Origin of the sequence: Kocuria carniphila, assembly GCF_004136555.1 — a bacterium.
GTDB lineage: Bacteria > Actinomycetota > Actinomycetes > Actinomycetales > Micrococcaceae > Kocuria > Kocuria carniphila.
On the sequence record NZ_NOIT01000016.1, the window covers coordinates 78,259 to 102,644 of the forward strand.

Genomic DNA, 24,386 nt, shown 5'->3' on the forward strand with positions numbered 1-24,386 from the left:
GGGCTCAGTGCCCGCGGGCAATCCATTCGCTCACGTGCGGCTTCTCGTCGCCCACCGTGGTGGAATCCCCGTGACCGGTGAGAACCCGGGTTTCCTCCGGCAGGGGCAGGATGCGTTCCTGGATGGACTCGATGATGGTGGGGAAGTCCGAGTAGGAACGACCCGTGGCGCCGGGGCCACCCTGGAACAGCGTGTCCCCGCTGAACAGAACTCCATGGCCGCCCACCTCGGGGCCGTAGAACACCACGGAACCGGGGGAGTGGCCGGGAGTGTGGAGCACGGTCAACGCGGCGGTTCCGGCCACGATCTTCTGGTTGTCCTCCAGTGGCTCGGGTTCGGGGCCGTCGGAGAACACCTCGCGCCACAGCACCAGGTCCTCCGGGTGCATGTAGATGTCGGCGTCCGTGTCGGCCAAGTCCACGAATTCACGGACCGCGGCAATGTGGTCATCGTGTCCGTGGGTCAGCAGCACGTGGGTGATCGTGCGGCCGGCCACGGCGTCGACCACGGCTTGTGGATTGTGCGCGGGATCGATGACGGCGCATTCCACACCGTTGCCGATGATCCACACGTTGTTGTCGACCTCCCACGTGCCACCGTCCAGGCTGAACGTTCCGGAGGTGACGCAGTTGTCGATCCGCAGACCGGTTTCGTCGTCACTGAGGATAGTGGTCGGCTGTTCGCTCATCGGGGCATCTCCACTACAGATCGCAGGACCTTACCGGCCTTCATGGTCTCGAATGCTTCGTCCACCTGGTCCAGCTCGATTCGTTCGGTCACGAACGCGTCAAGGTCCAGGCGGCCCAGCTTGTACTGGTCCACGAGCATGGGGAAGTCACGCGATGGCAGGGTATCCCCATACCACGCCGATTTGATGGAGCCGCCGCGGGAGAAGATCTCGTCCAGGGGCAGTTCAATGGTCGTTCCGGGATCGGGCACGCCCACCAGAACCACGCGTCCGGCCAGGTCACGTGCCTGGAACGCCTGCTTGAACGTGGGCTCGATGCCCACGGCGTCGATGACCAGGTCAGCACCGTTACCGTCGGTGAGTTCCTGGATGGCCTTCACCGGGTCGTTGTTCTTGGAGTTCACGGTGTGGGTCGCACCCAGTCGCTTGGCGGTGGCGAGCTTCTCGTCGTCGAGATCGACAGCGATGATGGTCGTCGCCCCGGCCAAGGCGGCACCGGCGATCGCGGCGGTTCCCACGCCGCCGCAACCGATCACGGCCACGGACTCACCGCGTTTGACGGCACCTGTATTGATGGCGGCACCGATACCCGCGGTCACGCCGCAACCCAGCAGGCCCACAGCCGCGAACTGGTCGTCCTCGAGGGGTGTTTCCACGCGGGTGCACTGCCCGGCGGCCACCAGGGTTTTCTCAGCGAACGCGCCGATACCCAGGGCCGGCTCCAGCTCCGTGCCGTCTTCCAAGGTCATCTTCTGGGTCGCGTTGTGGGTGTTGAAGCAGTACCACGGTTCACCCTTCCGGCACGCCCGGCATTCGCCGCATACCGCGCGCCAGTTGAGGATCACATGATCGCCTACCTCGACCTCGGTCACACCCTCGCCCACGGCGCTGACCACGCCCGCGGCCTCGTGGCCGAGCAGGAAGGGGAAGTCGTCGCTCACGCCGCCCACCTTGTAGTGCAGATCCGTTTGGCACACGCCGCACGTCAGCACGTCCACGAGCGCCTCTCCGGGCCCCGGATCCGGTACCAGAATCGTTTCCACGGTGGCCGGTTCGTTCTTGGCCTTGACCACTACACCTTTGACCTTGTGCATCTGTGTGCCTTCCTGTTGGCGTGTTCCGGGCATCACATCCAGCTTATGTCAGGCACCGTGGGAGGCACCGGGAGTTCGCCCCGGGAGGAACCGCACTGCGGTGTCGCGCACCCGTTTGGAGGTCACCACGTTCACGTGGTCGCGTTTCGGTTCCACATGCACCTCGGTGGGTGGTTCGCTTTCCCCGGTCCGACGACGCCGCCGCGCCGCCAGGAACACGGCGTGGTCACCGGGAGTGGACCAGGCGTCGTCGGCGCCCGAGAAGAGGAGCGCAGGCTGGTGGGGTACAGCGGCGTCGGCGTGGAAGGGATCGGAAACGAGGCACCTGGCGAGGTGACGCTGAGCGGGGTCGACCAGGAAGTCTGGTGTCTCGAGTACGGCGGTCAACCGATCTACCATGCTGAATCCGCCCAGGACCAAACGCGAAAACCGGGACGGAGCCGAGGCTGCGCACTGGTACAGCAGCTGGGCACCCAAGGAATAGCCCACCGCAACCACCGGGTCGCTGGAGATCCGCCGCGCATGTCCGATGATCTCGGCGCACAATGTCTCCCTCGTGATTGAGGGAACGGGTCTGACCATGCCGTGCGCGGGCAGATCCACGGCCCACACGTGGAACCCGGCCGTGCCCAATGACCTGACCCACCGTGTGGCCACCCAATTGGCGGCGGAGGACGAGGCCAAACCATGGATGAGCAGCACGCTCGGTCCGGGTGTGGTAGTCAGCTCCCGCAGGACGGTGGCCGTTGGCGTGTCAGCCGTAGTCGGGTTAACGGCCGAAGCCGGTTCATCGCCCAATTGAGGGACGTGCGAACCGGCTTCGATCCGATCTTCGGACATGCTCACTGTTATTTGTCCGAGCTCTTGGAATCCTTCGAGTCGTTGGAAGAACCTTCAGAGTCCGACGAATAGTCGATGTGGTCGTGCTGCAGACGCAACTTGCGACCCTCGGCTTCCAGCTTCTCTTCCTTGGCCTCGAGCTTCTCGGTCTGGCGGACGTCACGCGGGGGCAACTGGATGGTGCCCTCGGCCCGCAGTCCACCCTGGAGCTGGCGGCCGCGTTCGACCTCCGCATCGACCTCCGCACCTAACAGGAGCACATTGTTCATGATCCACAGGCCCAGCAGCAGGATGATCACGGAACCGATGATGCCGTACGTCGCGTTGTAGCTCGCGAAGTTGGACACGTAGAAGGCGAAACCAACGCCGGCCAGGATCATGACTACCAGCGCGATCACGGCACCCGGGCTCATCCACCGGAACTTGGGCTGCTTGACGTTGGGGGTCGCGTAGTAAAGCAGCGCGATCATCAGCACGAGCAGGAACAGGATGACCGGGATCTTGGCCCAGTTCCACACCGTCACGGCGGTGGAGCCCAGGCCCACCAGGTCACCCGCGGTCTGAGCTATGTCACCGGAGAGCAACACCATGAACATGACCAGCGCAACAATGAGCACCACGGCCAAGGTCACCAGCAAAAGGACGGGCTTGAGCTTCAAGAAGGGACGGCCTTCGCTCACCTCGTAGATGCGGTTCATGGCGCGACCGAACGCACCGGTGTAACCGGAAGCGGTCCACAGGGCACCAGCAACACCGACGACCAGGGCCAATCCGGCACCGGACTGGGTGGTCAACTGCGAAATGGGCCCGGATAACAGGCTGACCAGTTCCGCGGGCGCGTACTGCTCCAGGAAGTCCAGGATGGCCGTGGTAGTGGCCTCGCCCTGACCGAACACGCCCAGCAGCGAGACCAGGGCCAATAGCGCCGGGAAGATCGACAGCACCGCGAAGTATGTCAGGGACGCGGCCAGGTCCGTACAACCGTCCTTGCTGAATTCCGAGATGGCACGTTTGAACACGTATCCCCAGGACTGCCCCTTCAGATCAGTGGGGGAGTCAGGCTTGGCGTCATGGTCCGGATCCGGGGCCGCGTGATCGCGGCGCTGCGTGGATTCAAGGTTATGGTCGCTCATCGAGCAGTCCTCTCGAAGAAATATGTCGCTGGTGCTGATGACAGTTCTTCGACAGTCTACTGAACCGGACGTGCTGGATCGTGCGCCGCGCGGCTCGCGACTGCCCTAGGACCGCGTGATACCGAACTCACCGTTCCTATTGGGACAGGGACATCGAGTACTGGTGGACACGTTCGTTCAATCGGGTCAGCACACGGATCTCTTCAGGATCGAGCGCGGTGCTGATGAGTTCGGCAACCATTTGGTCATGGCCTACAGAAATGGCTTCGTACAAATCGGAACCCTCGTTAGTGAGTGTGACGCGCACACCCCTCAGATCTTGAGCGTCCTGTCGTCGGCTGACCAGGCCTTTGGATTCGAGCCGCTCCAGCATCCTGGACAGGCTCGACTGGGTGAGCAGCACATGGCTGTTGAGATCGCGCAGCCGTAGGCCGCTCCGATCTGCGGTGTACAAAGTTGCCAGAACTTCGAACTCTCGGCGCGACAAGCCGTGCAAATTCACGTTGCGTTGCAGCACCCGGGTCACGGATACGTGGCAACGGCTCAAGGCCTCCCACGCTTCGATGCTCCCTCTAGATGGCATAATTCCCCCTTTAAACGTCCACCCCCTATGGACGTTCTACCAATGCTACGAAACCGTAGACGATGCTCCTGTGTCGCAGATGTCCACATTTGTGACACCCGGTGGTAACCCTGTCCACGTAAGAGTGCACATCCTGGATCTCGAACGGCACGTGGAAATGACACGGGAGCATTTGTACGAAGTGTACAAATGCTCCCGTGAATTCACAGCCCCCACCCGGGCTGCTGGGTGAATCAACTAGTCAGCGGATACCCAACACTTTGGACGTGTGGCCCACGATCTCGTCAGCGAGCTGCGGATTGTCATTGAGCTTCACACCGTACGCGGGAATGAGTTCCTTCAGGCGGGGTTCCCACTCGGACACCTTGGAGGGGAAGCAGCGCGACAGCAGGTTCAACATGATGGGCACGGCGGTGGACGCGCCCGGGGACGCGCCCAGGAGGGCACCGATGGAACCGTCCGCGCTGGTCACCAGCTCGGTACCGAACTGCAGCACGCCGCCCTTCTGCGGATCCTTCTTCATGACCTGAACACGCTGACCGGCCTCGATCAGGTCCCACTGGCCGGCCTCGGCGGTGGGGTAGTACTCGTGCAGGGCGTCCATGCGCTGGGAGCGGGTCTTGGTCAACTCGCTCACGAGGTATTTGACCAGGTCGAGGTTGGCCAGGCCCGCACGGGTCATGGGGTACAGGTTGTGGGCGCGCACGGACATGGGCAAGTCCAGGAAGGAACCGTGCTTCAAGAAATTCGGCTTGAACCCGCCGTAGGGACCGAACATCACGGCTTTCTGGCCGTTGACGTAGCGGGTGTCCAAGTGCGGCACGGACATGGGCGGTGCGCCCACGGAAGCCTGTCCGTAGACTTTGGCGTTGTGCTGGGACGTCACGGCGGGATCGGTGTTGCGCAGGAACAGACCCGAGACGGGGAAACCGCCGAAACCCTTGGCTTCCTTGATGCCGGACTTCTGCAACAGGTGCAGGGCGCCACCACCGGCACCCAGGAACACGAACTTGGCGTGGATGATGCGATTGTTGTCGCTGTTGAGTCGGTCCTCGACCTTGACCAACCACGAGCCGTCCGACTGACGGTTCAGGGTGGTGACCTGTTGGCCGTAGCGCACCGTGGCGCCCTTACTGGCCACGTGGTCGATCAGCTGATTGGTCAGCGCACCGAAGTCCACGTCGGTGCCTTCCGGGGCGAAGGTGGCGGCCACACGCCCGGCACCGCGACCGTGCATGGTCAGCGGAGCCCAATCGGCGATCTGGTCACGGTCCTCGGAGAACTCCATTCGTTCGAACAGCTTGTTCTGCTTGAAGGAGTCGTAGCGAGCCCGCAGGTAGTCGGCGTGGTCCTCGCCGAACACCATGGAAATGTGCGGGACCGGGTTGATGAAGCTGGAAGCGCCCTTGAGTACACCGTTCTCCACGAGCGTGGACCACAGCTGGCGGGTCACGTGGTACTGCTCGTTGATATTGAGTGCCTTCTGGGCGCTCACCGAGCCGTCTGCGGCCTGGGGTGCGTAATTGAGCTCACACAGTGCCGCGTGGCCGGTACCGGCGTTGTTCCATGCGTTGGAGCTTTCCAGCCCGGCGCGGTCCAGACGCTCCAGGATGGTCATGTCCCAATCGGGCTGCAGATCCTTGAGGATGGTCGCCAATGTGGCACTCATGATGCCGGCGCCAACCAGAAGAACGTCGGTGGATTCGGTGGGCTGAGCTGAAGTCAATGTGTCTCCCGGAATGCGTTGCGGGCGCCTCGGTGCGCCGCGTGAGGTTCGCATCCAAGACTATCCCCAGCCCGGGAGGATCACCGAATAAGGTTCCTTACGAACTGCCGGTCCGTCAGCTGTTACGCAGGGTCAGGTCGTTGAACAATTCGTGACCGGTGGACGTCAAGGGGAACGTTTCGACCCGGTTGTTGACCGCCACGGCGGAGACCGGGTGGGCCAGTGGGACAGCCGGCAACAACTCGGAAACGCGGTTGTTCAGGGCGCGGTATGTATTGGCTCGAGCGGCATCTCCGGACATGGCGGCAGCTCGATTGACCGCGGTGAACAAGCCCGGGTCCCGGACGCCGAGTTCTGCATTGGGGGATCCGAGCAGGGGCCCCAAGAAATTGTCCGGGTCGCGGAAACCACCGCTCCAGCCCAGCAGACTGAGGGCGTGAGGTGACTGTGGATCCGTGACCTTCTGCACGTAGTCGTCGTCCCAGTTCACGGCCACCGGGTCCAGATTGAATCCCGCCCGTGTCAGTTGGGAGGAGATCATCGCGAAGACCTGCTCCGGTTGCTGGAGGTACAGCCGCGACGTGTTGCGCGGATAGTAAAAGGTGAGCGGGGCGCCGTCGTAAGTGGAATCGGCCAGCAACTCCCGGGCACGCTGGGGGTTGAAGCCGGGGACCTTGAGATCCTCGCCGTCCACATTGAAGCGCGCGGGGATGAACTGATCGGCCACATTGGTGCCGTTGGGAAAGAGCTCGCGGGCAATGGCACCGCGGTCGATCGAGGCCGCGATCGCACGGCGCACCTTGATGTCCCGGAGAATTGGCACACGCTGATTGATGCCCACGTAGGACACCGAGTAGGGGTCCCGGAAGAGCACCTGCGTGCCACTGCGCGCCAGGGGAGCGAAAGCGTCGAGGCCAACCTGGTCGTAGGCGTCCACCTGGCCCGAGACGAGGGCCGCGTAACGCACCTTTGGGTCAGGGATGCTGCGGAACTCCACGGTGCCCAGATGACCAAGTTCTCCCCAGTAGTCCGGATTGACGCTGAGTTGGACGGACCGCGCCTCGGCGGCGATGAAGCGGAACGGTCCGGTCCCCACGGGATGGACGTGTGAGGTACCGGAGGTGATGGCCTCCGGCGAGGCAATGCCGAACGACGGCTGGGTCAGCGCGTGCAACAAGGGATAGTAGGCGTGCCGCAGAACAACTTTAACGGTGCGATCGTCGATGACCTCGCAGCCCTCGTAGCTGGACGATATGGAAGGCTCCGAGTTCCCGTGGCGGAAGACGGTGGCAAAGGATGTGCGGGGTGCCCAGGGTTCGTCCGACTCGGCCTGTGCGCGCCACTTGTCGAAATTGGCGCGCACCGCGTGCGCGTCGAGTGCGGCGCCGTCGTGGAACGTGATGCCTCGTCGGAGCGTGAAGGTGACGGAACGATCGTCGTCGTTGGTCTCCCAGGATTCGGCGAGACCGGGCTGTGGTTCTCCGGTTGAGGGATCGGCCTTGACCAGCCCCTCGAGGATCTGTGCGGCAATGCGCGACGTCTCCACGGAATTGCTGATGGACGGATCCAGAGTCGCCGGTGCTGCAGCCTGGGCGAACACGAATGACGCATCGGGCGCGGCAGGGGAGGAACCCGATCGCGGATCGGACGAGCCGCAGCCTGTGAGCACCACTCCCAGCCCGGCCACGGCCAAGAAGCCGCGACGACCGATCTGGAAATCCGAGGTGCTCAACGGAGCTGATCCTTTCACCGAACGACAGCTGAACCGGAGCTATCCGGGATGGTGCGCAAGACGGGAATCGAACCCGCACGCCGTGAGGCACAGGAACCTAAATCCTGCGTGTCTACCAGTTCCACCACTCGCGCAGCTCGCGCGGGGGTCGCCCGGCGAACGTCAACCATGGTAACCGGACAACCACCGCGCATTGTGCCGCCCCGCGGGCAGGGGCCCGCAGGGCAGCAGCAACGACGCCGCTCAGTCCAGCTTGAGGTCGCGGCGCAGCTTGGCCACGTGGCCCTTGGCGCGCACGTTGTGTTGGGCGAGCTCCACGTTTCCAGCGGCGTCCACCACAACGGTGGAGCGGATAAGACCTTCATAGGTCTTCCCATAGTTCTTCTTCTCGCCCCAGGCTCCGTAGGCCTCGGCCACTCTGTGATCCTCGTCGGAAAGCAACGGGAAGGTGAGTTCTTGCTTGTTCGTGAATCGCTCGAGGGCTGCCGGCGCGTCAGGGGAAATGCCCAGCACCGCGAAACCCTCGGACGTGAACGCGGCCAGGTTGTCGCGGAAATCACAGGCCTGCGTGGTGCAGCCGGGCGTTGAGGCCTTCGGGTAGAAGTAGACGATCACCCGCTGGCCGCGGAAGTCGGCCAGCGACACGTCCCGACCGTTAGCGTCGGGCAGGGTGAATTCGGGTGCGGGTTCTCCGACGATCAACGTGCTTGTCATAGAGGGGATTCCTTTCCAATGAGTGACAGTCGTCTCGCATCTCGACTGGCTGCGCGATAGCATGACAGTGTTACAACTGAAGAGTTCGAAGACAGGTTCATGCGTAGGTTATCCGCTTGAGCGTAGAAATCTATGTCATAAACTTGCCTTATCAGTACCCTGACCATAGTCTGATGGGTTGATCCGAAGCGGGTATAGTAGAGCGTATGTCTTATAGAAACCAGTGGCCCACGAATCGCCTGCTTTCCACGGCAGCGCGTCTAGTGGAGCATGCGTGGAACGAGAGCCTGGCATCTCTCGGTATTACCCACGCGGGCGTGATGGCCCTGGACGTCCTGCAAGCTGAGGGCAGCATGACCCAAGCGCAACTCGCACACAAGGTCCGCGTTCAAGCGCAGACCATGGGCAAGACCCTGCACCGACTGGAAGTCCACGGGCACATCACCCGATCCAAGAACGTTCGTGATCGCCGTTCACACGTCGTGTCCATTTCTCCCGAGGGGGAGCAGGTGCTGGCCACGGCCTCCAAACTGGAAAACGATCTGCTGGGTGAAGGCACCCTGGTGGATGAGAACCTCCGTCGTTCCTTGGCGGAGATCATTTCAACTCTGGGCGGCGCCCGGTGGAAGCTGGAAGTTTCCGACGACGGTGTGGTGCGGCAGGACAGTGACGATCCCGTGACGGCCAAACAGTAAATTTCTGAGCAACTGCGCCACCCTTCCCAGGGTGGCGCAGTTTTTCTGGGGTTATAGGCCAAAATGTGTGTATGGCGGGGGCTTGCTTGCCTGCGATAGCACCGTTCTAGGGGCTTTGACATGCTCTGGGAGCATGTCTGGTGCCCCTTCCACGAAACAGACCCTCTTGTGGTGTATGCGCTCAACCGTTGGTGAAGAACGGGAAGACCAGCGCTGGTCGGACCCGATGGCGATGTCCGCGGTGCGGGGCCTCAACCACCATCCACCGCGAACAGCTCACCCGACGAGCCCAACTGGACTGGTTTCACGCCTGGCTTGTGCACGGAGCGAAGAGCAGCGATTTCAGCGGTAGCCCCCGCACCTTCAGGAGAGCCACCGCCTGGTGCTGGCGAGTACCTGTCCCACGCCCGGAGCCGACAGGGGTGATCCACCACCAGATCATCCTCGATGGCACCTACTTCAACAGCTGGTGCGTGCTCATCGCCTACACCGGCACCCACGTGGTGGACTGGCAATGGTGTGACCACGAGAAAAAAGCCGCCTGGGTGGCGCTGTTGAACCGGATCCCGGCCCCGGTCGTGGCCATCATCGACGGTGGCACCGGCCTGCACGCGGCCCTGCGCCAGGGGTGGCCCCACACCGCGGTTCAGCGCTGCTACTTCCACATCTACACCGCTATCCGCCGGCACCTGAGCCTCTCACCACGCCTGGAAGCCGGCCAAGAACTGATGCGTCTGACCCGGGCGCTGATGGCAGTCACCGACCTGGACCAAGCCGCGGTCTGGATGGGCGCCTACGCCACCTGGGAAGCGAAATGGGAGACGTTCTTGAAACAACGCTCCCGCCCGGGCAAAGGAGTACTACGCCCCACCGGGGTGAACGAGAACCGGGCCTGGTGGTACACCCATCAACGCCTACGCCGAGCCCGCAGGTTCTACCGGACCCTGATCCGCCACCACAACCTCTTCACCTGGCTCAACCCCGCCCTGGCACCGGGAACCGGGGTGAAGATCGACCGCACGACCTCACCGTTGGAGGGCGGGGGCGAACAAAGCCATCAAAGAACTCCTACGAGCCCACCGCGGAATGCCCGACAAGCACGCTCGACGGGCCGTGGACTGGTTACTGAACTCCCTCACCGAACACCCCAGAAACCCCTGGGACCTCGCCCGGGAAGAACACTGGAACCCACCACCAACACGCCCCCAACACCAGGACGAACCGATCGGGCCGTCCCTCTATGACAACGCCTTCAGTTGGGAAGACGGCAACGGCATCCAACACGGCTGGGCAGGCCGAAACCACCCATGACACACCCGAGCCATACACACATTTTGGCCTTTAACCCTTTTTCTGTGCACCGGAGGCTCGGAAAGTAAAAAAATCCGGCCACATTGCTGGTGCAATGCGGCCGGATCATTCGGGGTGCGCCCCCTGGGACTCGAACCCAGAACCCATTGATTAAGAGTCAATTGCTCTGCCAATTGAGCTAGAGGCGCTGGCGTTACCGAAGAAGAAAGTTAGCACATGATCGGATCCGTGAGGAACCGCTCCGTGCCGGGTTTCCCCTGCGCAACGAGAGATAACTTTAGCACCGCATGGCGATCTGTCCAATTAAGCGTGCGTGGCGCCGGACACGTTCCCAGCGGGGCTCGCACGTACCATGGAGCCATGACTTCTCAGCACCCCGACGTTGCCTTGTCAGACCTGCGCGTGATCTCACTGCCCGAGCAAAAACTCTTCGATCAGATCAGCGACGAACTCAGGGACTTCACCTGTGTGCTGTGGGATTTGGAAGGTGAGCCTGAGGGTTGCGCCCGCGAGGACATCGATATCGCCGTGGCTCCGTACTTCAGCGGTCGCTGGATGAAGGACCCGTCCGTGGTGGAGAACGTCAAGCTTCTGCAATTGCAGTCCACCGGCTACAACGGGGTGCCAGAACGAATCGGCCCGGACGTCGCACTCGCCTCGGCGGGCTGGGTACACGCAGCCGGCACCGCTGAGATCGCGGTGGGTCTGATCATCGCCGCCCAGCGAAACATGGATCGGGCGATCCTGCAGCAGAAGGAAGGTGTCTACAAGCGGTACTTTTCCCGCGCCGTGGCCGACTCCCGGGTCGCCGTGGTGGGCATCGGGGAAATCGGATCGGCCGTGATTGACCGCCTGCGCCCGTTCGAGGTTGAGATCACCCGCGTGGCGTCGTCGGCCCGGGAGGATGAACAGGGCCAGGTGCGCGGCGTTGATGAACTGGACCAGATCCTGCCCGAAACCGACATTCTGGTGGTGGCCCTGCCCCTGACCGAGAAGACGGAGAACTTGTTCAACGCCGCGATGCTCGCCAAACTGCCCGACGACGCCCTGGTGGTCAACGTGGGTCGCGGCTCGTTGGTCAACACGGACGCGTTGACCGAAGAAGTGGTCGCGGGCCGGCTCCGTTGCGCTCTCGACGTGGTTGATCCTGAACCCCTGCCCGGTGACCATCCGCTCATGAGCGCGGCGGGCTCCATCGTGCTGCCGCACGTGGGTGGCTCCAACGTGTCTTATCGGCCGCGCGTGCGGGATCTGATCCTGCAGCAGATCGAACTCATCAAAGCCGGTAAGGCGCCGCAATTTTTGGTGCAATCCGGGCGACTCGATCTCGATTCCGCGGGGGAGTAGTTCATAATGTGAGACATGGTGTCCGAAGATTGACACAAGAGACGCGCGCCTCACTACAGTGGGTGTCATGCAGTTCGCACCCAGTGACGTCGTAGACCTTGGAGTCGTTGTTCTTATCGGACATCGGGCCTGAGGAAAATACGTCGCGCGTGGACACAGGCCCGAACGCTCACGAAACCCGTGGCGTGAGGGCCTTTCCTTATGTATAACGACCCGCATCGGCTCACCGTTATCGGTCAGGGGACGGCCCGCCCGGCGTTCAGCACCAACAGCAGGTAAAGGAAATATCCACTATGAGTAAGGATCAGCCGATCTCACCGGCCGTGATGGCCCATCGGCGAGCCGAGAACACCTCCGCGTCACTGGTGGGCGCGGAGACGGATCAGCACCCCGTGGCCACCGCGGTGGTCGGTGCTGAGGGCCCGGAGGAAATGACGGGTTCGCGAGCCATCATCCGTTCACTCGAGCAGCTCGGGGTCACGGATGTCTTCGGTCTCCCGGGTGGTGCAATCCTTCCCACCTATGACCCCCTGATGGACGCGGAGAAGATCAACCACATCCTGGTGCGTCACGAGCAGGGCGCGGGACACGCCGCCGAAGGTTATGCCTTGGCATCCGGTCGCACGGGTGTCTGCATTGTGACCTCGGGCCCCGGTGCCACCAACCTGGTCACCGCTCTTGCGGACGCCAATATGGACTCGATCCCCATGGTGGCCATCACCGGTCAGGTCTCGAGCGCATTCATTGGAACCGACGCGTTCCAGGAAGCGGACATCGTGGGCATGACCATGCCCATCACCAAGCACTCCTACTTGGTGACCGATCCCAACGACATTCCCCGGGTGTTGGCCGAGGCCTTCCACCTGGCTTCGACCGGTCGTCCGGGTCCCGTCCTGGTGGACGTCTCCAAGGACGCCCAGGTCTCGACCATGACGTTCAACTGGCCGCCCCAGCTGGATCTGCCCGGTTATCGCCCGGTCACGCGCGGTCACTCCAAGCAGATCAAGGAAGCGGCCCGCCTCATTGCGGCCGCCGATCGCCCGGTGCTCTACACGGGCGGCGGAACCATGCGCGCCGACGCCGCTGCGGAGCTCCTCGAACTCGCGGAGCTCACCGGAGCGCCCGTGGTCACCACGCTGACGGCGCGAGGCGTGTTCCCGGATTCGCACGAGCTGAACCTGGGTATGCCGGGCATGCACGGCACGGTGCCGGCCGTGTACGCGATGCAGCAATCGGACCTGCTGATCACCCTGGGCGCGCGCTTCGACGACCGCGTCACCGGTCAGCTGGACACTTTCGCACCGAACGCCAAGGTGATCCACGCGGACATCGACCCCGCCGAGATCTCTAAGAACCGTACGGCGGACGTCCCGATCGTGGGCGACCTCAAGACCGTGATTTCGGACCTGACGGATGCGGTCCGGCAGGAATTCGAGACCGCCGAGAAGCCGGACCTCGGCACGTGGTGGACCACGCTGTCCACCTTGCGCGACACCTACCCGCTGGGCTACACCCGCACCGATGACGGACTGGGCAGCCCCCAGCACGTGATCGAGCGCATCTCGGCCCTGACCGGCCCGGAGGCCGTGTACGTGTCCGGCGTGGGTCAGCACCAGATGTGGTCCGCCCAGTTCGTTGACTACGAGCGTCCCCGCCAGTGGCTGAACTCGGCAGGCCTGGGCACCATGGGCTTCGCCGTTCCCGCCGCCATGGGCGCACAGGTGTCCCAGCCGGACCGCGTGGTGTGGGCGATCGACGGCGACGGCTGCTTCCAGATGACCAATCAGGAACTGGCCACGTGCGTGATCAACAACATCCCCATCAAGGTCGCGGTGATCAATAACTCGTCGCTGGGCATGGTGCGTCAATGGCAGACCCTGTTCTACGACGGTCGTTACTCCAACACCGAGTTGAACACCGGTCACAATTCACGCCGCGTACCGGATTTCGTGAAGCTGGCCGAGGCCTACGGTTGCGCTGCCCTGCGTTGCGAAAGCGACGACGAGGTGGATGACGTGATCAAGCAGGCCTTGGAGATCAACGACCGGCCCGTGGTGATCGACTTCGTGGTGTCCGCCGACGCCATGGTCTGGCCCATGGTGCCCTCGGGCGTGTCCAACGACCAGATCCAAATTGCTAAAAACCTGACTCCTGACTGGAACTCGGAGGACTAATCAATGAGCCGTCATACTCTCTCCGTTCTGGTTGAAGACAAGCCCGGCGTGCTGACGCGCGTTGCCGGTTTGTTCGCTCGCCGTGCGTTCAACATCCACTCCCTGGCCGTGGGCCCCACAGAGCTGCCCGGGATTTCCCGGATCACCGTGGTGGTGGATGCTGACGGCGAATTGCTGGAGCAGGTCACCAAGCAACTGAACAAGCTCATCAACGTCATCAAGATTGTTGAGCTCGCCCCGGAGAACTCCGTGCAGCGTGACCACATCATGGTCAAGGTGCGCGCGGACGCGTCCACGCGTTTGCAGGTCACCCAGGCTGCAAACCTGTTCCGGGCCACCATCGTGGATGTCTCCACCGAGTCCGTGGTCATCGAATCCACGGGCGCGCGGGACAAGATCCACGCCCTGCTGGACGTGTTGGAACCGTTCGGCGTGCGAGAAATTGTTCGCGCTGGCACGCTGGCCTTGGGACGCGGTCCCAAGTCCATGTCGGACCGCGCGCTGCGGCACTAGCACCACCTCACCCTTGATCGGGTTCCGCTCGGGACGCGGTGCTCGATCTGAACAGCAGTCCCACCATCGAATGAGGAGATAGACAACCCCATGGCAAAGATCTACTACAACGACGATGCAGATCTGTCGATCATCCAGAACCGCTCCGTGGCCATCATCGGTTACGGCTCCCAGGGTCACGCCCACGCGCTGAACCTGCGTGATTCCGGCGTGGACGTCCGCATCGGTCTGGCCGAGGGTTCCAAGTCTCGTGCGAAGGCCGAAGCACACGGTCTGCGCGTGCTCACCGTGGCCGAGGCCGCCAAGGAAGCCGACGTCATCATGATCCTGACCCCGGACCAGGTCCAGGCCAAGGTCTTCGAGGAGTCCATCAAGGACAACCTGAACGAGGGCGACGCCATCTTCTTCGCCCACGGTTTCAACATCCGTTTCGGTTACATCAAGGCCCCTGAGGGCGTTGACGTGGCCATGGTCGCACCCAAGGGTCCCGGCCACACCGTGCGCCGCGAGTTCGAAGCCGGCCGCGCCGTGCCCGACCTCGTGGCCGTCGAGGTCGACGCTTCCGGCAAGGCACTCGAGCTGGCACTGTCCTACGCCAAGGGCATCGGTGGCACCCGCGCGGGCGTCATTGAGACCACCTTCACCGAGGAGACCGAGTCGGACCTGTTCGGCGAGCAGGCCGTACTGTGCGGCGGCATGTCGCACCTGGTGCAGCAGGGCTTCGAGGTCCTCACCGAGGCCGGCTACCAGCCGGAGATCGCCTACTTCGAGGTGCTCCACGAGCTCAAGCTGATCGTGGACCTGATGGTCGAAGGCGGCATCGCCAAGCAGCGCTGGTCCATCTCCGACACCGCTGAGTACGGCGACTACGTCTCCGGCCCGCGCGTGGCTGACGCTCACGTCAAGGAGAACATGCAGGCAGTTCTCAAGGACATCCAGGACGGCACCTTCGCCGAGCGCTTCATGGAGGACCAGTCCAGCGGCGCCAAGGAGTTCAAGGAGCTGCGCTCCAAGGAAGAGTCCCACCCCATCGAGGAGACCGGCCGCGAACTGCGCTCCCTCTTCGCGTGGGAGCAGACCGATGAGGACTACACCGAGGGCACTGCCGCTCGCTGATCGGTCCTGATCCGGCACTCCAGTTGGGTGCCGTAGTTCGATCGCCGACGCCGCCGCGAGAGTTCACGCGAACTCTCGCGGCGGCGTCGTGCTGTCCGGTGTTCCCGAAGCAAGAAAAGTGGCGGACGGTCGCTAGAGTGGAGGGCGTGAGCGAGCAGATTCCCTACTACCTGACCACCGCGATTTCCTACCCGAACGGGTCCCCGCACATCGGGCACGCGTACGAGGCGATTGCCGCGGACACCATGGCGCGATTCAAGCGACTGGACGGCTACGACGTGCGCTTCCAGACCGGAACGGACGAGCACGGCCAGAAGATGCAGCAGACCGCCGAAAAACAGGGCGTGTCGCCCCGTGAACTCGCGGACCAGAACGCCGCCCAGTTCAAGGACATGGACGACGAGCTGCAGGTCAGCTACGACCGTTTCATCCGCACCACGGACGAGGACCACTACGCCGCGAGCCAGGACATCTGGAAGCGGATGGAGGCCAACGGGGACATCTACCTGGACAAGTACGCCGGCTGGTACTCCGTGCGCGACGAGGCCTACTACGCCGAGGACGAGACCGAGGTCCGCGAGGACGGCCAGCGCTATTCGATCGGCACCGGCACCGAACTGACGTGGACCGAGGAGGAGAGCTACTTCTTCCGCCTCTCGGCCTACCAGGACAAACTGCTGGAACTGTACAAGACCGGCTTCGTGCAGCCCGAGACTCGCTCCCACGAGATCGCGTCCTTTGTGAACGGCGGTTTGCAGGACCTGTCGATCTCACGCACGACGTTCGACTGGGGTGTGCCCGTTCCGGGCAACCCGGACCACGTGATGTATGTGTGGGTGGACGCCCTGACCAACTACCTGACCGGTCTGGGCTACCCGGACACCGAGGACACCAACTTCCAGAAGTACTGGCCCGCGGATTTGCATTTGATCGGTAAGGACATCGCGCGATTCCACGCAGTGTTCTGGCCGGCATTCCTGATGTCCGCCGGACTGGAACTGCCCAAGCGCGTGTATGCCCACGGCTTCCTGTTCAACCAGGGCGAGAAGATGTCCAAGTCCGTTGGCAATGTGATCGACCCGCACTCACTCATCGAGGAGTACGGACTGGACCAGCTGCGCTTCTTCCTGTTGCGCGAGGTTCCTTTCGGCCAGGACGGCAATTACTCTCACGACGCGATTGCTTCACGCATCAACTCGGATCTGGCCAACGATCTGGGCAACCTGGCCCAGCGCAGTCTGTCCATGGTCGCCAAGAACCTTGGGGGAGTGGTCCCCGAACCGGGTGAGTTCACGGCCGAGGATCAGGCCATGCTCGACGAGGCCAACGCCGTGGTCGAGACGTTCCGCACCGCCTTTGACGCACAAGCGTTCCACCGCGGGTTGGAGGGTGTGTGGCGCGTGATCGCCAACGCCAACCGCTACTTCACGGCGCAGGAGCCGTGGGTGCTGCGTAAGACGGATCCCGAGCGCATGGCCACCGTGCTGTACGTGACCGCGGAAGTGCTGCGCATCGTGTCGATCCTGGTGCAGCCGGTCATGCCGGATTCCATGGCCAAGCTGCTGACCCAACTCGGTCAGCCCGAGGGTGAAGCCCGGCAGTACGCGGCGATTTCCCAGCGCCTCGCGCCCGGCACCGAGCTGCCCAAGCCGACCGGTGTGTTCCCGCGCTACGAAGAACCCGAGGTCCTCAAGGACTGAACGCACGAGCTGTAGGTGATGCGGCGGCGTCGTCATGGGAACATTGCGGCGCCGCCGTCTTGCTGTCTCAATATCCGAGACATGAATTCACGTTGTGGAATACCCGCGCCCGCCGGATTTAGGCTGGGAGCATGAGCGAAGCATCGTCGAACGCAGCCACCAAGTACTCGATCGCCGTGATTCCCGGAGACGGAATCGGCCCCGAGGTCGTTGCCGAGGCGGTGAAAGTACTCGATGCCGTGACCGAACCCGCGGGCATCACCCTGGACAAGACCACCTACCCGCTGGGCGCGGAGCACTGGTTGGCCACGGGCGAAGTCCTCAGCGACGAGACCATGGACAAACTTCGCGGCCACGACGCTATCCTGTTCGGCGCGGTCGGTGCGGCCCCCAATGACACCCGCATTCCCTCCGGAATCCTCGAGCGTGATCTGCTGCTGAAACTGCGCTTCACGTTCGATCACTACATCAACCTGCGCCCGGCCACCCTGTACCCGGGAACCACCAGCCCGCTGGCCGAGCCCGGAGACATCGATTTCGTGGTGGTCCGCGAAGGCACCGAGGGCCTCTACGCCGGCAACGGCGGCCGCGTGCGCCAAGGCACCGAGCACGAGATCGCGACCGAGGTCTCGATCAATACCGCCCACGGTGTGCGCCGCCTGGTCAAGTACGCGTTCGAGCTGGCCCAGAAGCGTCCCCGCAAGAAGCTCACCCTGGTGCACAAGCACAACGTGCTGGTCAACGCTGGTCGCCTGTACCAGGAGACCGTCAACGAGTTCGCGCCGCAGTACCCGGACGTCACCGTGGACTATCTGCACATCGATGCCGCCACGATCTTCCTGACCACCGATCCCTCCCGGTTCGACGTGATCGTGACCGACAACCTGTTCGGCGACATCCTCACGGACCAGGCGGGCGCCGTGACCGGCGGTATCGGCCTGGCACCGTGCGGTAATATCAACGCAGATCGCACCGCGCCGTCCATGTTCGAGCCCGTTCACGGTTCCGCTCCGGACATCGCGGGAACCGCAACAGCTCAGCCGGTGGCTTCCATCCTCGCCGCCGCCATGATGCTGGAACACCTGGGCCACGAGGATCTCGCAGACCAGATCAACCAGGCAGTGCGCCGGGATCTCGAGACGCACGGCAATGAGCAGCGCAGCACCGATCAGGTGGGTGACCACATTGTGGCCGCCCTGAAAGCCGCCTGAATCCGAGCAGTCGAAGGAGAACACTCTTGAGCACCCAGTTCGTCCGTCAGCCCAACCCGCATCCGGCCACCGGTGAGGTTCGGAACGCCATTTTGGCCAACCCCGGCTTCGGCGTGCATTTCACGGACAACATGATCTCCATCGACTGGACCGGTGACGTGGAGAAGGGCAACGGACAGTGGGAGAACCCGCGCCTGGAGGCGTACGGTCCCATCGCGTTGGATCCTTCCGCTGCCGTGTTCCACTACGGCCAGGAGATCTTCGAGGGGCTCAAGGCCTACCGGCACGAGGACGGCTCGGTGTGGACCTTCCGCCCGGAGGCGAACGCGGCTCGGTTGAACCAGTCCGCTGAGCGGCTGGCGCTGCCGGCCCTGCCCGAAGAAACGTTCGTGGATGCCGTGCGGGAATTGGTGAGCACGGACGAGAAGTGGGTGCCCTCCGGTGACGGCGAGTCCCTCTACCTGCGTCCTTTCATGATCGCGACGGAACCGTTCTTGGGCGTGCGTCCTTCGCGGCAGGCGCGGTTCTCGGTGATCGCGTCCCCGGCCGGTAATTACTTCGGCACCGTGGAGCCCGTGGACATCTGGTTGTCGCGCACCTACGCTCGCGCTGGCAAGGGCGGCACCGGTTCGGCCAAGTGCGGTGGCAACTATGCGGCGTCGTTGATTGCCCAAATGGAAGGTGACGCCCACGGCTGCAGCCAGGTGCTGTTCCTCGACCACGAGCGCGACGATGCCATTGAAGAACTCGGTGGCATGAACGTGTTCTTCGTGTTCAAGGACGGCCGCGTGGTGACCCCCGAACTCACCGGAACCATCCTCGAAGGCGTGACCCGCCGCTCGATCATCGAACTCGCCAAGGAACGCGGTCTGCAGGTCGAGGAACGTCGGTTCACGCTGGATGAATGGCGCGAAGGTAAGGCCTCGGGCGAGTTGACCGAGGTGTTCGCGTGCGGCACCGCGGCGGTCATCGCACCGGTTCGTCGTCTCGTCAGCAACGATGAAGTCATCGGTAACGAGGACGACCAGCCGGGCGAAGTCACCATGTCCCTGCGTCAGCAGCTGCTGGACATCCAGACCGGTCGCGTGGAGGACACGCACGGCTGGCTCACGCGACTGGCTTGATCGCTCACCGCTCAACGCGGGGTCGAGGTGGACCGTGCTGTGTAGCCTAAAGGCATGCGCATTGCACGGTTCACCTTTGACAATGAAATTCACTTCGGCGTGGTCTCCTGCCCCGAGGGTCAGGAGAAAATCACCTATCTTTCGGGCGACCCCCTCTACGTGGGCGTGCAGCCCCTCGATCGCACGGTGGACATCTCCGAGGTGCGGTTGCTGGCACCGGTGATTCCGCGCTCCAAGATCGTGTGTGTTGGTCGCAATTACGCGGACCACGCCGCCGAGATGGGTAACGAGCTGCCCACCAGCCCCATGCTGTTCTTCAAGCCCAACACGGCCGTCTCCGGTCCCGGCGACCCCGTGTCGTTGCCGTCCTGGACCGAGCAGGTCTCCTACGAGGCGGAGCTCGCCGTGGTCATCGGGCGCATGTGTAAGGACGTTCCGGTCGAGCGCGTTCCCGAGGTCGTCTTCGGCTACACCGGGGCCAACGACCTCACCGCCCGCGACGCGCAGAAGACGGACGGTCAGTGGGCACGCGCCAAGGGTTTCGACGGCGCCTGCCCCCTGGGTCCGTGGGTCGAGACCGAGCTGGATACCACCTCACTCGCCGTACAGTCCCGCGTCAACGGGGAACTCAAGCAGGACGGCAACACCGGAGACATGGTCTTCGATGTGCCCACTCTGGTCTCCTACGTGTCCCAAGCATTCACGCTGCTGCCCGGTGACGTGATTCTCACGGGCACCCCGGCCGGTGTGGGCATCGTGGACGAGGGCGACACCTTGGACGTGGACATCGAAGGTATCGGTCGCCTCACCACGGTGCTGCGCCGATAGTCCCAGTCCCCGCAGCCGGTCTCCGGTGGTCGCAGTCCGCAGGGCTCTTATCCTGTAAAGCTGTGATCACCGGGTCCTGCAGAATGCCCCGAAGAACGGCGTGAATGCGGGCGCGGTGACACGTGAGCCTAGAATGGTCACATCATGACTGACCTCCAGACTTCACTTCACCCCACCGTTTCCGCCGACACTCCCGTGCGCGTCCGCTTCTGCCCGTCACCCACGGGCACTCCGCACGTGGGACTGATCCGCACCGCACTGTTCAACTGGGCCTGGGCCCGCCACACCGGCGGCACCATGGTCTTCCGCATCGAGGACACGGATGCCGCCCGCGACTCCGAGGAGAGCTTCGGCCAGATCCTCGACGCACTCGCCTGGTTGGGTATCGACTGGGACGAGGGCGTCAACGTGGGCGGCCCGCACGAGCCCTACCGCCAGTCCCAGCGCGGTGACATCTACCAGGACGTCCTGGCCAAGCTGGTCGAGTCCGGTCATGTGTACGAGGACTTCTCCACTCCGGACGAGGTGGAGGCGCGCCACAGGGCCAAGGGTGAGGACCCCAAGCTCGGTTACGACAACTATGACCGTGACCTGACCGATGAGCAGAAGCAGGCATTCCGCGACGAGGGCCGCAAGCCGGTGCTCCGTCTGCGCATGCCGGACGAGGACATCTCCTTCAACGACTTGGTCCGCGGTGAGATCTCCTTCAAGGCGGGGTCGGTGCCTGACTTCGTGGTGGCACGCGCCAACGGCAAGCCGCTCTACACCCTGGTGAACCCGGTGGATGACGCCTTGATGGGTATCACCCAGGTGCTGCGCGGCGAGGACTTGCTCTCCTCGACCCCGCGCCAGATTGCGCTGTACCGCGCGCTCATGGACATCGGAGTGGCCGAGTTCATCCCGGAGTTCGGTCACCTGCCCTACGTGATGGGTGAAGGCAACAAAAAGCTGTCCAAGCGCGATCCCGAATCCAACCTGTTCCACCACCGGGACAACGGCTTCATTCCCGAGGGTCTACTGAACTATCTTGCTCTGCTGGGCTGGTCACTGTCCGCGGACGAGGACATCTTCAGCGTGGAACAGCTCGTGGAGAACTTCGACATCCACAACGTTCTGGCCAACCCCGCGCGCTTCGACGTCAAGAAGGCCACGGCCATCAACGGCACCCACATCCGTTTGTTGGATCCGCAGGACTTCCGCAATCGTTTAATTCCGTACCTGCAGTCCGCCGGACTGGTGGGGGAGACCCTGACCGATGAGCAGAACACGATCCTGGATCAGGCAGCACCCCTGGTGCAGGAACGCATGAACCTGCTGGGCGAGACCCCGGGCCTGCTGGGATTCCTGTTCCGCTCCGATGATCAGATCCAAATCGCCCCGGATGCTCAGAAGCAGCTCAAGGAGAGCGCTCCGCAGGTTCTGCAAGCCGCCATTGATGCACTCGAGCCGCTGGAGGACTTCACTGCGGAGAACATCGAGACCGCTCTGCGCGAGGCAATTGTCGAGGGCTTGGAAATCAAACCGCGTCTGGCCTTCGGCCCCGTGCGCACAGCCGTGTCCGGTGAGCGAATCTCCCCGCCCCTGTTCGAGTCACTCGAAATCCTGGGTAAGGGATCCTCCCTGAACCGGATCAAGGCCCTCGCCGCGCAGCTCAGCTAGGCGCCCTTTCGTCGGTTTGGCTCCCGCGCAGCGAGCGGGTATAGTTATTGCTCGTTGCGCGGGAGCGAAAGCCCTAGCAAAACATTGGGATATGGTGTAATTGGCAACACAGCGGTTTCTGGTACCGTCGTTCTAGGTTCGAGTCCTGGTATCCCAGCGCTGACCATCCACTGATCTAGCAGCGGATGGAATGCACCGAGCGAGCAAGTTGGTGCTGGCACAATCTGATGTTACTGTTTAGTCCGTCGATTGAGCCGAAAAGCTTCTCGGTCAACTAGGGCCCCATCGTATAGCGGCCTAGTACGCCGCCCTCTCACGGCGGTAACGCGGGTTCGAATCCCGCTGGGGTCACGCATGTGACGAAACCCCGTCTCCTTTTGGAGGCGGGGTTTTTTCGTGCCCTGACGGCGGTGCCTATAAGGGTTAAAGGCCAAAAAGTGGGGTTAAAGGCCAAAATGGGGTTAAAGGCCAAAATGTGTGTATGGCCCGGGTGAACCGGCCCGGGTTCTCGGCCGCTACTTTGTGGGTTCGGGCTCTCGGGTGAGGGCCTGATAGTGGAGCGTTTCGAACTCTACCGGGGTGAGCATCCCGAGGGTGCCGTGGAGGCGGCGGTTGTTGTACCACTCGACCCATCCAGCGGTCGCGTACTCGACGTCTGCGAGAGTCCGGTAGGGACCGGGGTGGAAGACCGTGGTTCGGATGCACTCGGTCTTGAACAACCCGTTGATGGTCTCCATGAGGGCGTTGACGCTCCTATAGTTGTCAACTCGCGATTTCGCCGGTGCGGGGGTTGACCTTGATGAGGTGGTAGACCTCGCGGATGACGTAGCGCTTCAGGCAGCGGATGATGTCGCGCTTGCTCTTGCCTTCAGCGGTCCGACGGGCGACGTAGGCGATGGTCGGCTCGTGGAACCTCATCCGGACGATCACGGTGCGGTAGATCGCGGCGTTCAGCTGCCGGTGCCCGCCGTGGTTGATGCGGTGTCGGCCGCTGGTCATCCCGGACCCGGTCGGGACGGGGCTGATGCCGGCGAGCTTCGCGAATGCGGCTTCGGAGTGGATCCGTTCGGGGTTGTCGCCGGCGACGATCAGGATCTCTGCTGCGGTATCGACGCCGATCCCGAACTGCTCCAGCAGTTGCGGTGCGGTGCGATTGACGAGCGCCTCGATCGATGCCCGGAGTTCCTGGGCTTCGCTGTCCAGGTGCTGCCATCGGCGGGCCAGCGAGCGCAGGGCATGGCGGAGAGAGTCTGAGGGCGTCTCGAGGTTCCGAGGGCGCAGTGCTGCGAGGTGGCGGGCGAGCTTGATCGGTGTCATCCGGTTCGTCTCCCGGCGCAGCGTGTCGTCGGCGTGGACGAGCATCGCCTTCATCGAGATCATCGCGGCGGAGCGGTCGGTGACGGCTGAATCGTGCGCGATCTTGAGCTGCCTGATCATCTCGACGCTGCTGTCCGCGGTTTTCGGGATGACTGTCGCGAAGCCGGCGAGTACGGAGCGGGCGGCGTTCTCCGCGTCGAGGGTGTCGGACTTCCCGTTCATGCGCCGCTGGCGGCGGTCAGGGCGTCCTGCTTCGACGACCTTGTGTCCATGGCGACGCAGGAAGGAAGTCAGCGTCGCTCCGTAGGAGCCGGTGCCCTCGATGCCGAACGCGAGGACCTTCCCGAACGAGTCCGCCCAGGCGAGAAGCTGTTTGAAACCGCCGGTATCGGTGGGGACGGTGAGGGTAGCGAGGATGCCGCCGATGGTGTCGAGCACGGCGGCGACGTGGATGTGCTTATGGGTATCGACGCCGATGACGACGTGCCCGGAGTGGACGGTTTCGAGAGTGCTCATGGCGCCTGTCTCCCTTGACGGTTAGCGTGGTCTCACGCTGTCGCCGGCGGGTGGACAGGACTGTCACGGGGACGCTCTCGACATGCTGCTCCAGGCTCCTATTAGGTCACGCCCGATCCGGCGGCAGTGCTTGCTGCGTGCCCGGCCGGACGGTCGACAGATCAACGCAAAGGCACCCTGCGGGCCAATCGTAAGCAAGGGTCAGACCGCGTCGGCCGGGACTCCCCAATCCTTGCGGAACCGGGTAGAAAGAGGCTGACAATCGTAGGCATCGCCAACCGATCCGACCGAAGGATTGATGCCCTCGAGTGCGAGGTGCTCGCTCAGCCGCACGGATGTGTATTGCGACCCGGCATCGCTGTGGT

General features: G+C 63.2%; 19 protein-coding genes, 4 tRNA genes and 2 pseudogenes. 13 read left to right on the forward strand and 12 right to left on the reverse strand.

Annotated features, from left to right (window positions below):
• Nucleotides 1-4: 4 nt before the first annotated feature.
• The 9 genes from EWV37_RS12395 to bcp form a co-directional block, all read right to left on the reverse strand.
• Nucleotides 5-688 carry an MBL fold metallo-hydrolase gene (locus tag EWV37_RS12395; RefSeq protein ID WP_193554319.1) on the reverse strand — a complete coding sequence of 228 codons (684 nt, stop codon included), beginning with the start codon at nucleotides 686-688 and terminating at the stop codon, nucleotides 5-7.
• Nucleotides 685-1,782, reverse strand: coding sequence for an S-(hydroxymethyl)mycothiol dehydrogenase (locus tag EWV37_RS12400; RefSeq protein WP_095797324.1), 1,098 nt, complete (start codon nucleotides 1,780-1,782; stop codon nucleotides 685-687). The genes EWV37_RS12395 and EWV37_RS12400 overlap by 4 nt, the downstream gene beginning before the upstream one ends.
• A gap of 48 nt (nucleotides 1,783-1,830) precedes the next feature.
• Nucleotides 1,831-2,622, reverse strand: coding sequence for an alpha/beta fold hydrolase (locus tag EWV37_RS12405; protein ID WP_129701924.1), 792 nt, complete (start codon nucleotides 2,620-2,622; stop codon nucleotides 1,831-1,833).
• An 8-nt stretch (nucleotides 2,623-2,630) separates the two neighbouring features.
• Nucleotides 2,631-3,755, reverse strand: coding sequence for a YihY/virulence factor BrkB family protein (locus EWV37_RS12410; RefSeq protein WP_129701926.1), 1,125 nt, complete (start codon nucleotides 3,753-3,755; stop codon nucleotides 2,631-2,633).
• 136 nt (nucleotides 3,756-3,891) lie between these two features.
• Complete coding sequence (locus EWV37_RS12415; protein WP_238663254.1) at nucleotides 3,892-4,338, reverse strand: MarR family winged helix-turn-helix transcriptional regulator; 447 nt, start codon at nucleotides 4,336-4,338, stop codon at nucleotides 3,892-3,894.
• A gap of 241 nt (nucleotides 4,339-4,579) precedes the next feature.
• Nucleotides 4,580-6,064: a malate:quinone oxidoreductase gene (locus EWV37_RS12420; RefSeq protein ID WP_095797320.1), complete on the reverse strand. Its 1,485-nt coding sequence runs from the start codon at nucleotides 6,062-6,064 to the stop codon at nucleotides 4,580-4,582.
• Nucleotides 6,065-6,179: 115 nt separating this feature from the next.
• Nucleotides 6,180-7,796: an ABC transporter substrate-binding protein gene (locus tag EWV37_RS12425; protein WP_238663255.1), complete on the reverse strand. Its 1,617-nt coding sequence runs from the start codon at nucleotides 7,794-7,796 to the stop codon at nucleotides 6,180-6,182.
• Between the two features lie 49 nt (nucleotides 7,797-7,845).
• Nucleotides 7,846-7,930 (reverse strand) — tRNA-Leu (locus tag EWV37_RS12430).
• Between the two features lie 109 nt (nucleotides 7,931-8,039).
• Nucleotides 8,040-8,510, reverse strand: a complete 471-nt coding sequence (gene bcp / locus EWV37_RS12435; RefSeq protein ID WP_095797319.1) for a thioredoxin-dependent thiol peroxidase — start codon at nucleotides 8,508-8,510, stop codon at nucleotides 8,040-8,042.
• Between the two features lie 206 nt (nucleotides 8,511-8,716).
• On the opposite strand from bcp, the gene EWV37_RS12440 reads away from it, so the two are divergent.
• Entirely contained in the window at nucleotides 8,717-9,205 is a 489-nt protein-coding gene (locus tag EWV37_RS12440; protein WP_129701928.1) for a MarR family winged helix-turn-helix transcriptional regulator, read from the forward strand.
• A 140-nt stretch (nucleotides 9,206-9,345) separates the two neighbouring features.
• Nucleotides 9,346-10,516 (forward strand): annotated as a pseudogene (locus EWV37_RS12445) (IS1249 family transposase).
• Between the two features lie 115 nt (nucleotides 10,517-10,631).
• Here EWV37_RS12445 and EWV37_RS12450 read toward each other — a convergent pair.
• Nucleotides 10,632-10,704, reverse strand: a tRNA-Lys gene (locus EWV37_RS12450).
• Nucleotides 10,705-10,876: 172 nt separating this feature from the next.
• On the opposite strand from EWV37_RS12450, the gene EWV37_RS12455 reads away from it, so the two are divergent.
• From EWV37_RS12455 to EWV37_RS12505, 11 genes are all read left to right on the forward strand, one after another.
• Complete coding sequence (locus EWV37_RS12455) at nucleotides 10,877-11,863, forward strand: NAD(P)-dependent oxidoreductase (protein WP_095797317.1); 987 nt, start codon at nucleotides 10,877-10,879, stop codon at nucleotides 11,861-11,863.
• A gap of 293 nt (nucleotides 11,864-12,156) precedes the next feature.
• Entirely contained in the window at nucleotides 12,157-14,037 is a 1,881-nt protein-coding gene (locus EWV37_RS12460) for an acetolactate synthase large subunit (RefSeq protein ID WP_129701930.1), read from the forward strand.
• A 3-nt stretch (nucleotides 14,038-14,040) separates the two neighbouring features.
• Nucleotides 14,041-14,550 (forward strand): acetolactate synthase small subunit, encoded by a 510-nt coding sequence (gene ilvN, locus EWV37_RS12465; protein WP_095797315.1) that lies wholly within the window; start codon nucleotides 14,041-14,043, stop codon nucleotides 14,548-14,550.
• A gap of 90 nt (nucleotides 14,551-14,640) precedes the next feature.
• Nucleotides 14,641-15,666 (forward strand): ketol-acid reductoisomerase, encoded by a 1,026-nt coding sequence (gene ilvC / locus EWV37_RS12470; RefSeq protein WP_129701932.1) that lies wholly within the window; start codon nucleotides 14,641-14,643, stop codon nucleotides 15,664-15,666.
• 146 nt (nucleotides 15,667-15,812) lie between these two features.
• Nucleotides 15,813-17,366, forward strand: a complete 1,554-nt coding sequence (metG, locus tag EWV37_RS12475; RefSeq protein ID WP_129701933.1) for a methionine--tRNA ligase — start codon at nucleotides 15,813-15,815, stop codon at nucleotides 17,364-17,366.
• Between the two features lie 131 nt (nucleotides 17,367-17,497).
• A complete protein-coding gene (locus EWV37_RS12480) occupies nucleotides 17,498-18,577 on the forward strand; it encodes a 3-isopropylmalate dehydrogenase (RefSeq protein ID WP_095797312.1) in 1,080 nt (359 codons plus the stop codon).
• Between the two features lie 26 nt (nucleotides 18,578-18,603).
• Entirely contained in the window at nucleotides 18,604-19,701 is a 1,098-nt protein-coding gene (locus EWV37_RS12485; RefSeq protein WP_095797311.1) for a branched-chain amino acid aminotransferase, read from the forward strand.
• Nucleotides 19,702-19,755: 54 nt separating this feature from the next.
• Nucleotides 19,756-20,529, forward strand: coding sequence for a fumarylacetoacetate hydrolase family protein (locus EWV37_RS12490; RefSeq protein WP_095797310.1), 774 nt, complete (start codon nucleotides 19,756-19,758; stop codon nucleotides 20,527-20,529).
• A 144-nt stretch (nucleotides 20,530-20,673) separates the two neighbouring features.
• Nucleotides 20,674-22,188 (forward strand): glutamate--tRNA ligase, encoded by a 1,515-nt coding sequence (gene gltX, locus EWV37_RS12495; RefSeq protein ID WP_129701935.1) that lies wholly within the window; start codon nucleotides 20,674-20,676, stop codon nucleotides 22,186-22,188.
• Nucleotides 22,189-22,273: 85 nt separating this feature from the next.
• A tRNA-Gln gene (locus EWV37_RS12500) sits at nucleotides 22,274-22,345 on the forward strand.
• 121 nt (nucleotides 22,346-22,466) lie between these two features.
• Nucleotides 22,467-22,539: transfer RNA gene (locus EWV37_RS12505), tRNA-Glu, on the forward strand.
• 164 nt (nucleotides 22,540-22,703) lie between these two features.
• Here EWV37_RS12505 and EWV37_RS12510 read toward each other — a convergent pair.
• Nucleotides 22,704-22,934: pseudogene (locus EWV37_RS12510) on the reverse strand (integrase core domain-containing protein); the annotation flags it as partial.
• A gap of 16 nt (nucleotides 22,935-22,950) precedes the next feature.
• Nucleotides 22,951-24,021, reverse strand: a complete 1,071-nt coding sequence (locus EWV37_RS12515; RefSeq protein WP_119933844.1) for an IS110 family RNA-guided transposase — start codon at nucleotides 24,019-24,021, stop codon at nucleotides 22,951-22,953.
• Nucleotides 24,022-24,386: the final 365 nt, after the last annotated feature.

Coding starts and splice junctions, on each gene's coding strand:
- EWV37_RS12395 (WP_193554319.1), bottom strand. CDS start 688: ATGAGCGAACAGCCGACCACTATCCTCAGTGACGACGAAACCGGTCTG.
- EWV37_RS12400 (WP_095797324.1), bottom strand. CDS start 1,782: ATGCACAAGGTCAAAGGTGTAGTGGTCAAGGCCAAGAACGAACCGGCC.
- EWV37_RS12405 (WP_129701924.1), bottom strand. CDS start 2,622: ATGTCCGAAGATCGGATCGAAGCCGGTTCGCACGTCCCTCAATTGGGC.
- EWV37_RS12410 (WP_129701926.1), bottom strand. CDS start 3,755: ATGAGCGACCATAACCTTGAATCCACGCAGCGCCGCGATCACGCGGCC.
- EWV37_RS12415 (WP_238663254.1), bottom strand. CDS start 4,338: ATGCCATCTAGAGGGAGCATCGAAGCGTGGGAGGCCTTGAGCCGTTGC.
- bcp (WP_095797319.1), bottom strand. CDS start 8,510: ATGACAAGCACGTTGATCGTCGGAGAACCCGCACCCGAATTCACCCTG.
- EWV37_RS12440 (WP_129701928.1), top strand. CDS start 8,717: ATGTCTTATAGAAACCAGTGGCCCACGAATCGCCTGCTTTCCACGGCA.
- EWV37_RS12455 (WP_095797317.1), top strand. CDS start 10,877: ATGACTTCTCAGCACCCCGACGTTGCCTTGTCAGACCTGCGCGTGATC.
- EWV37_RS12460 (WP_129701930.1), top strand. CDS start 12,157: ATGAGTAAGGATCAGCCGATCTCACCGGCCGTGATGGCCCATCGGCGA.
- ilvN (WP_095797315.1), top strand. CDS start 14,041: ATGAGCCGTCATACTCTCTCCGTTCTGGTTGAAGACAAGCCCGGCGTG.
- ilvC (WP_129701932.1), top strand. CDS start 14,641: ATGGCAAAGATCTACTACAACGACGATGCAGATCTGTCGATCATCCAG.
- EWV37_RS12480 (WP_095797312.1), top strand. CDS start 17,498: ATGAGCGAAGCATCGTCGAACGCAGCCACCAAGTACTCGATCGCCGTG.
- EWV37_RS12490 (WP_095797310.1), top strand. CDS start 19,756: ATGCGCATTGCACGGTTCACCTTTGACAATGAAATTCACTTCGGCGTG.
- gltX (WP_129701935.1), top strand. CDS start 20,674: ATGACTGACCTCCAGACTTCACTTCACCCCACCGTTTCCGCCGACACT.
- EWV37_RS12515 (WP_119933844.1), bottom strand. CDS start 24,021: ATGAGCACTCTCGAAACCGTCCACTCCGGGCACGTCGTCATCGGCGTC.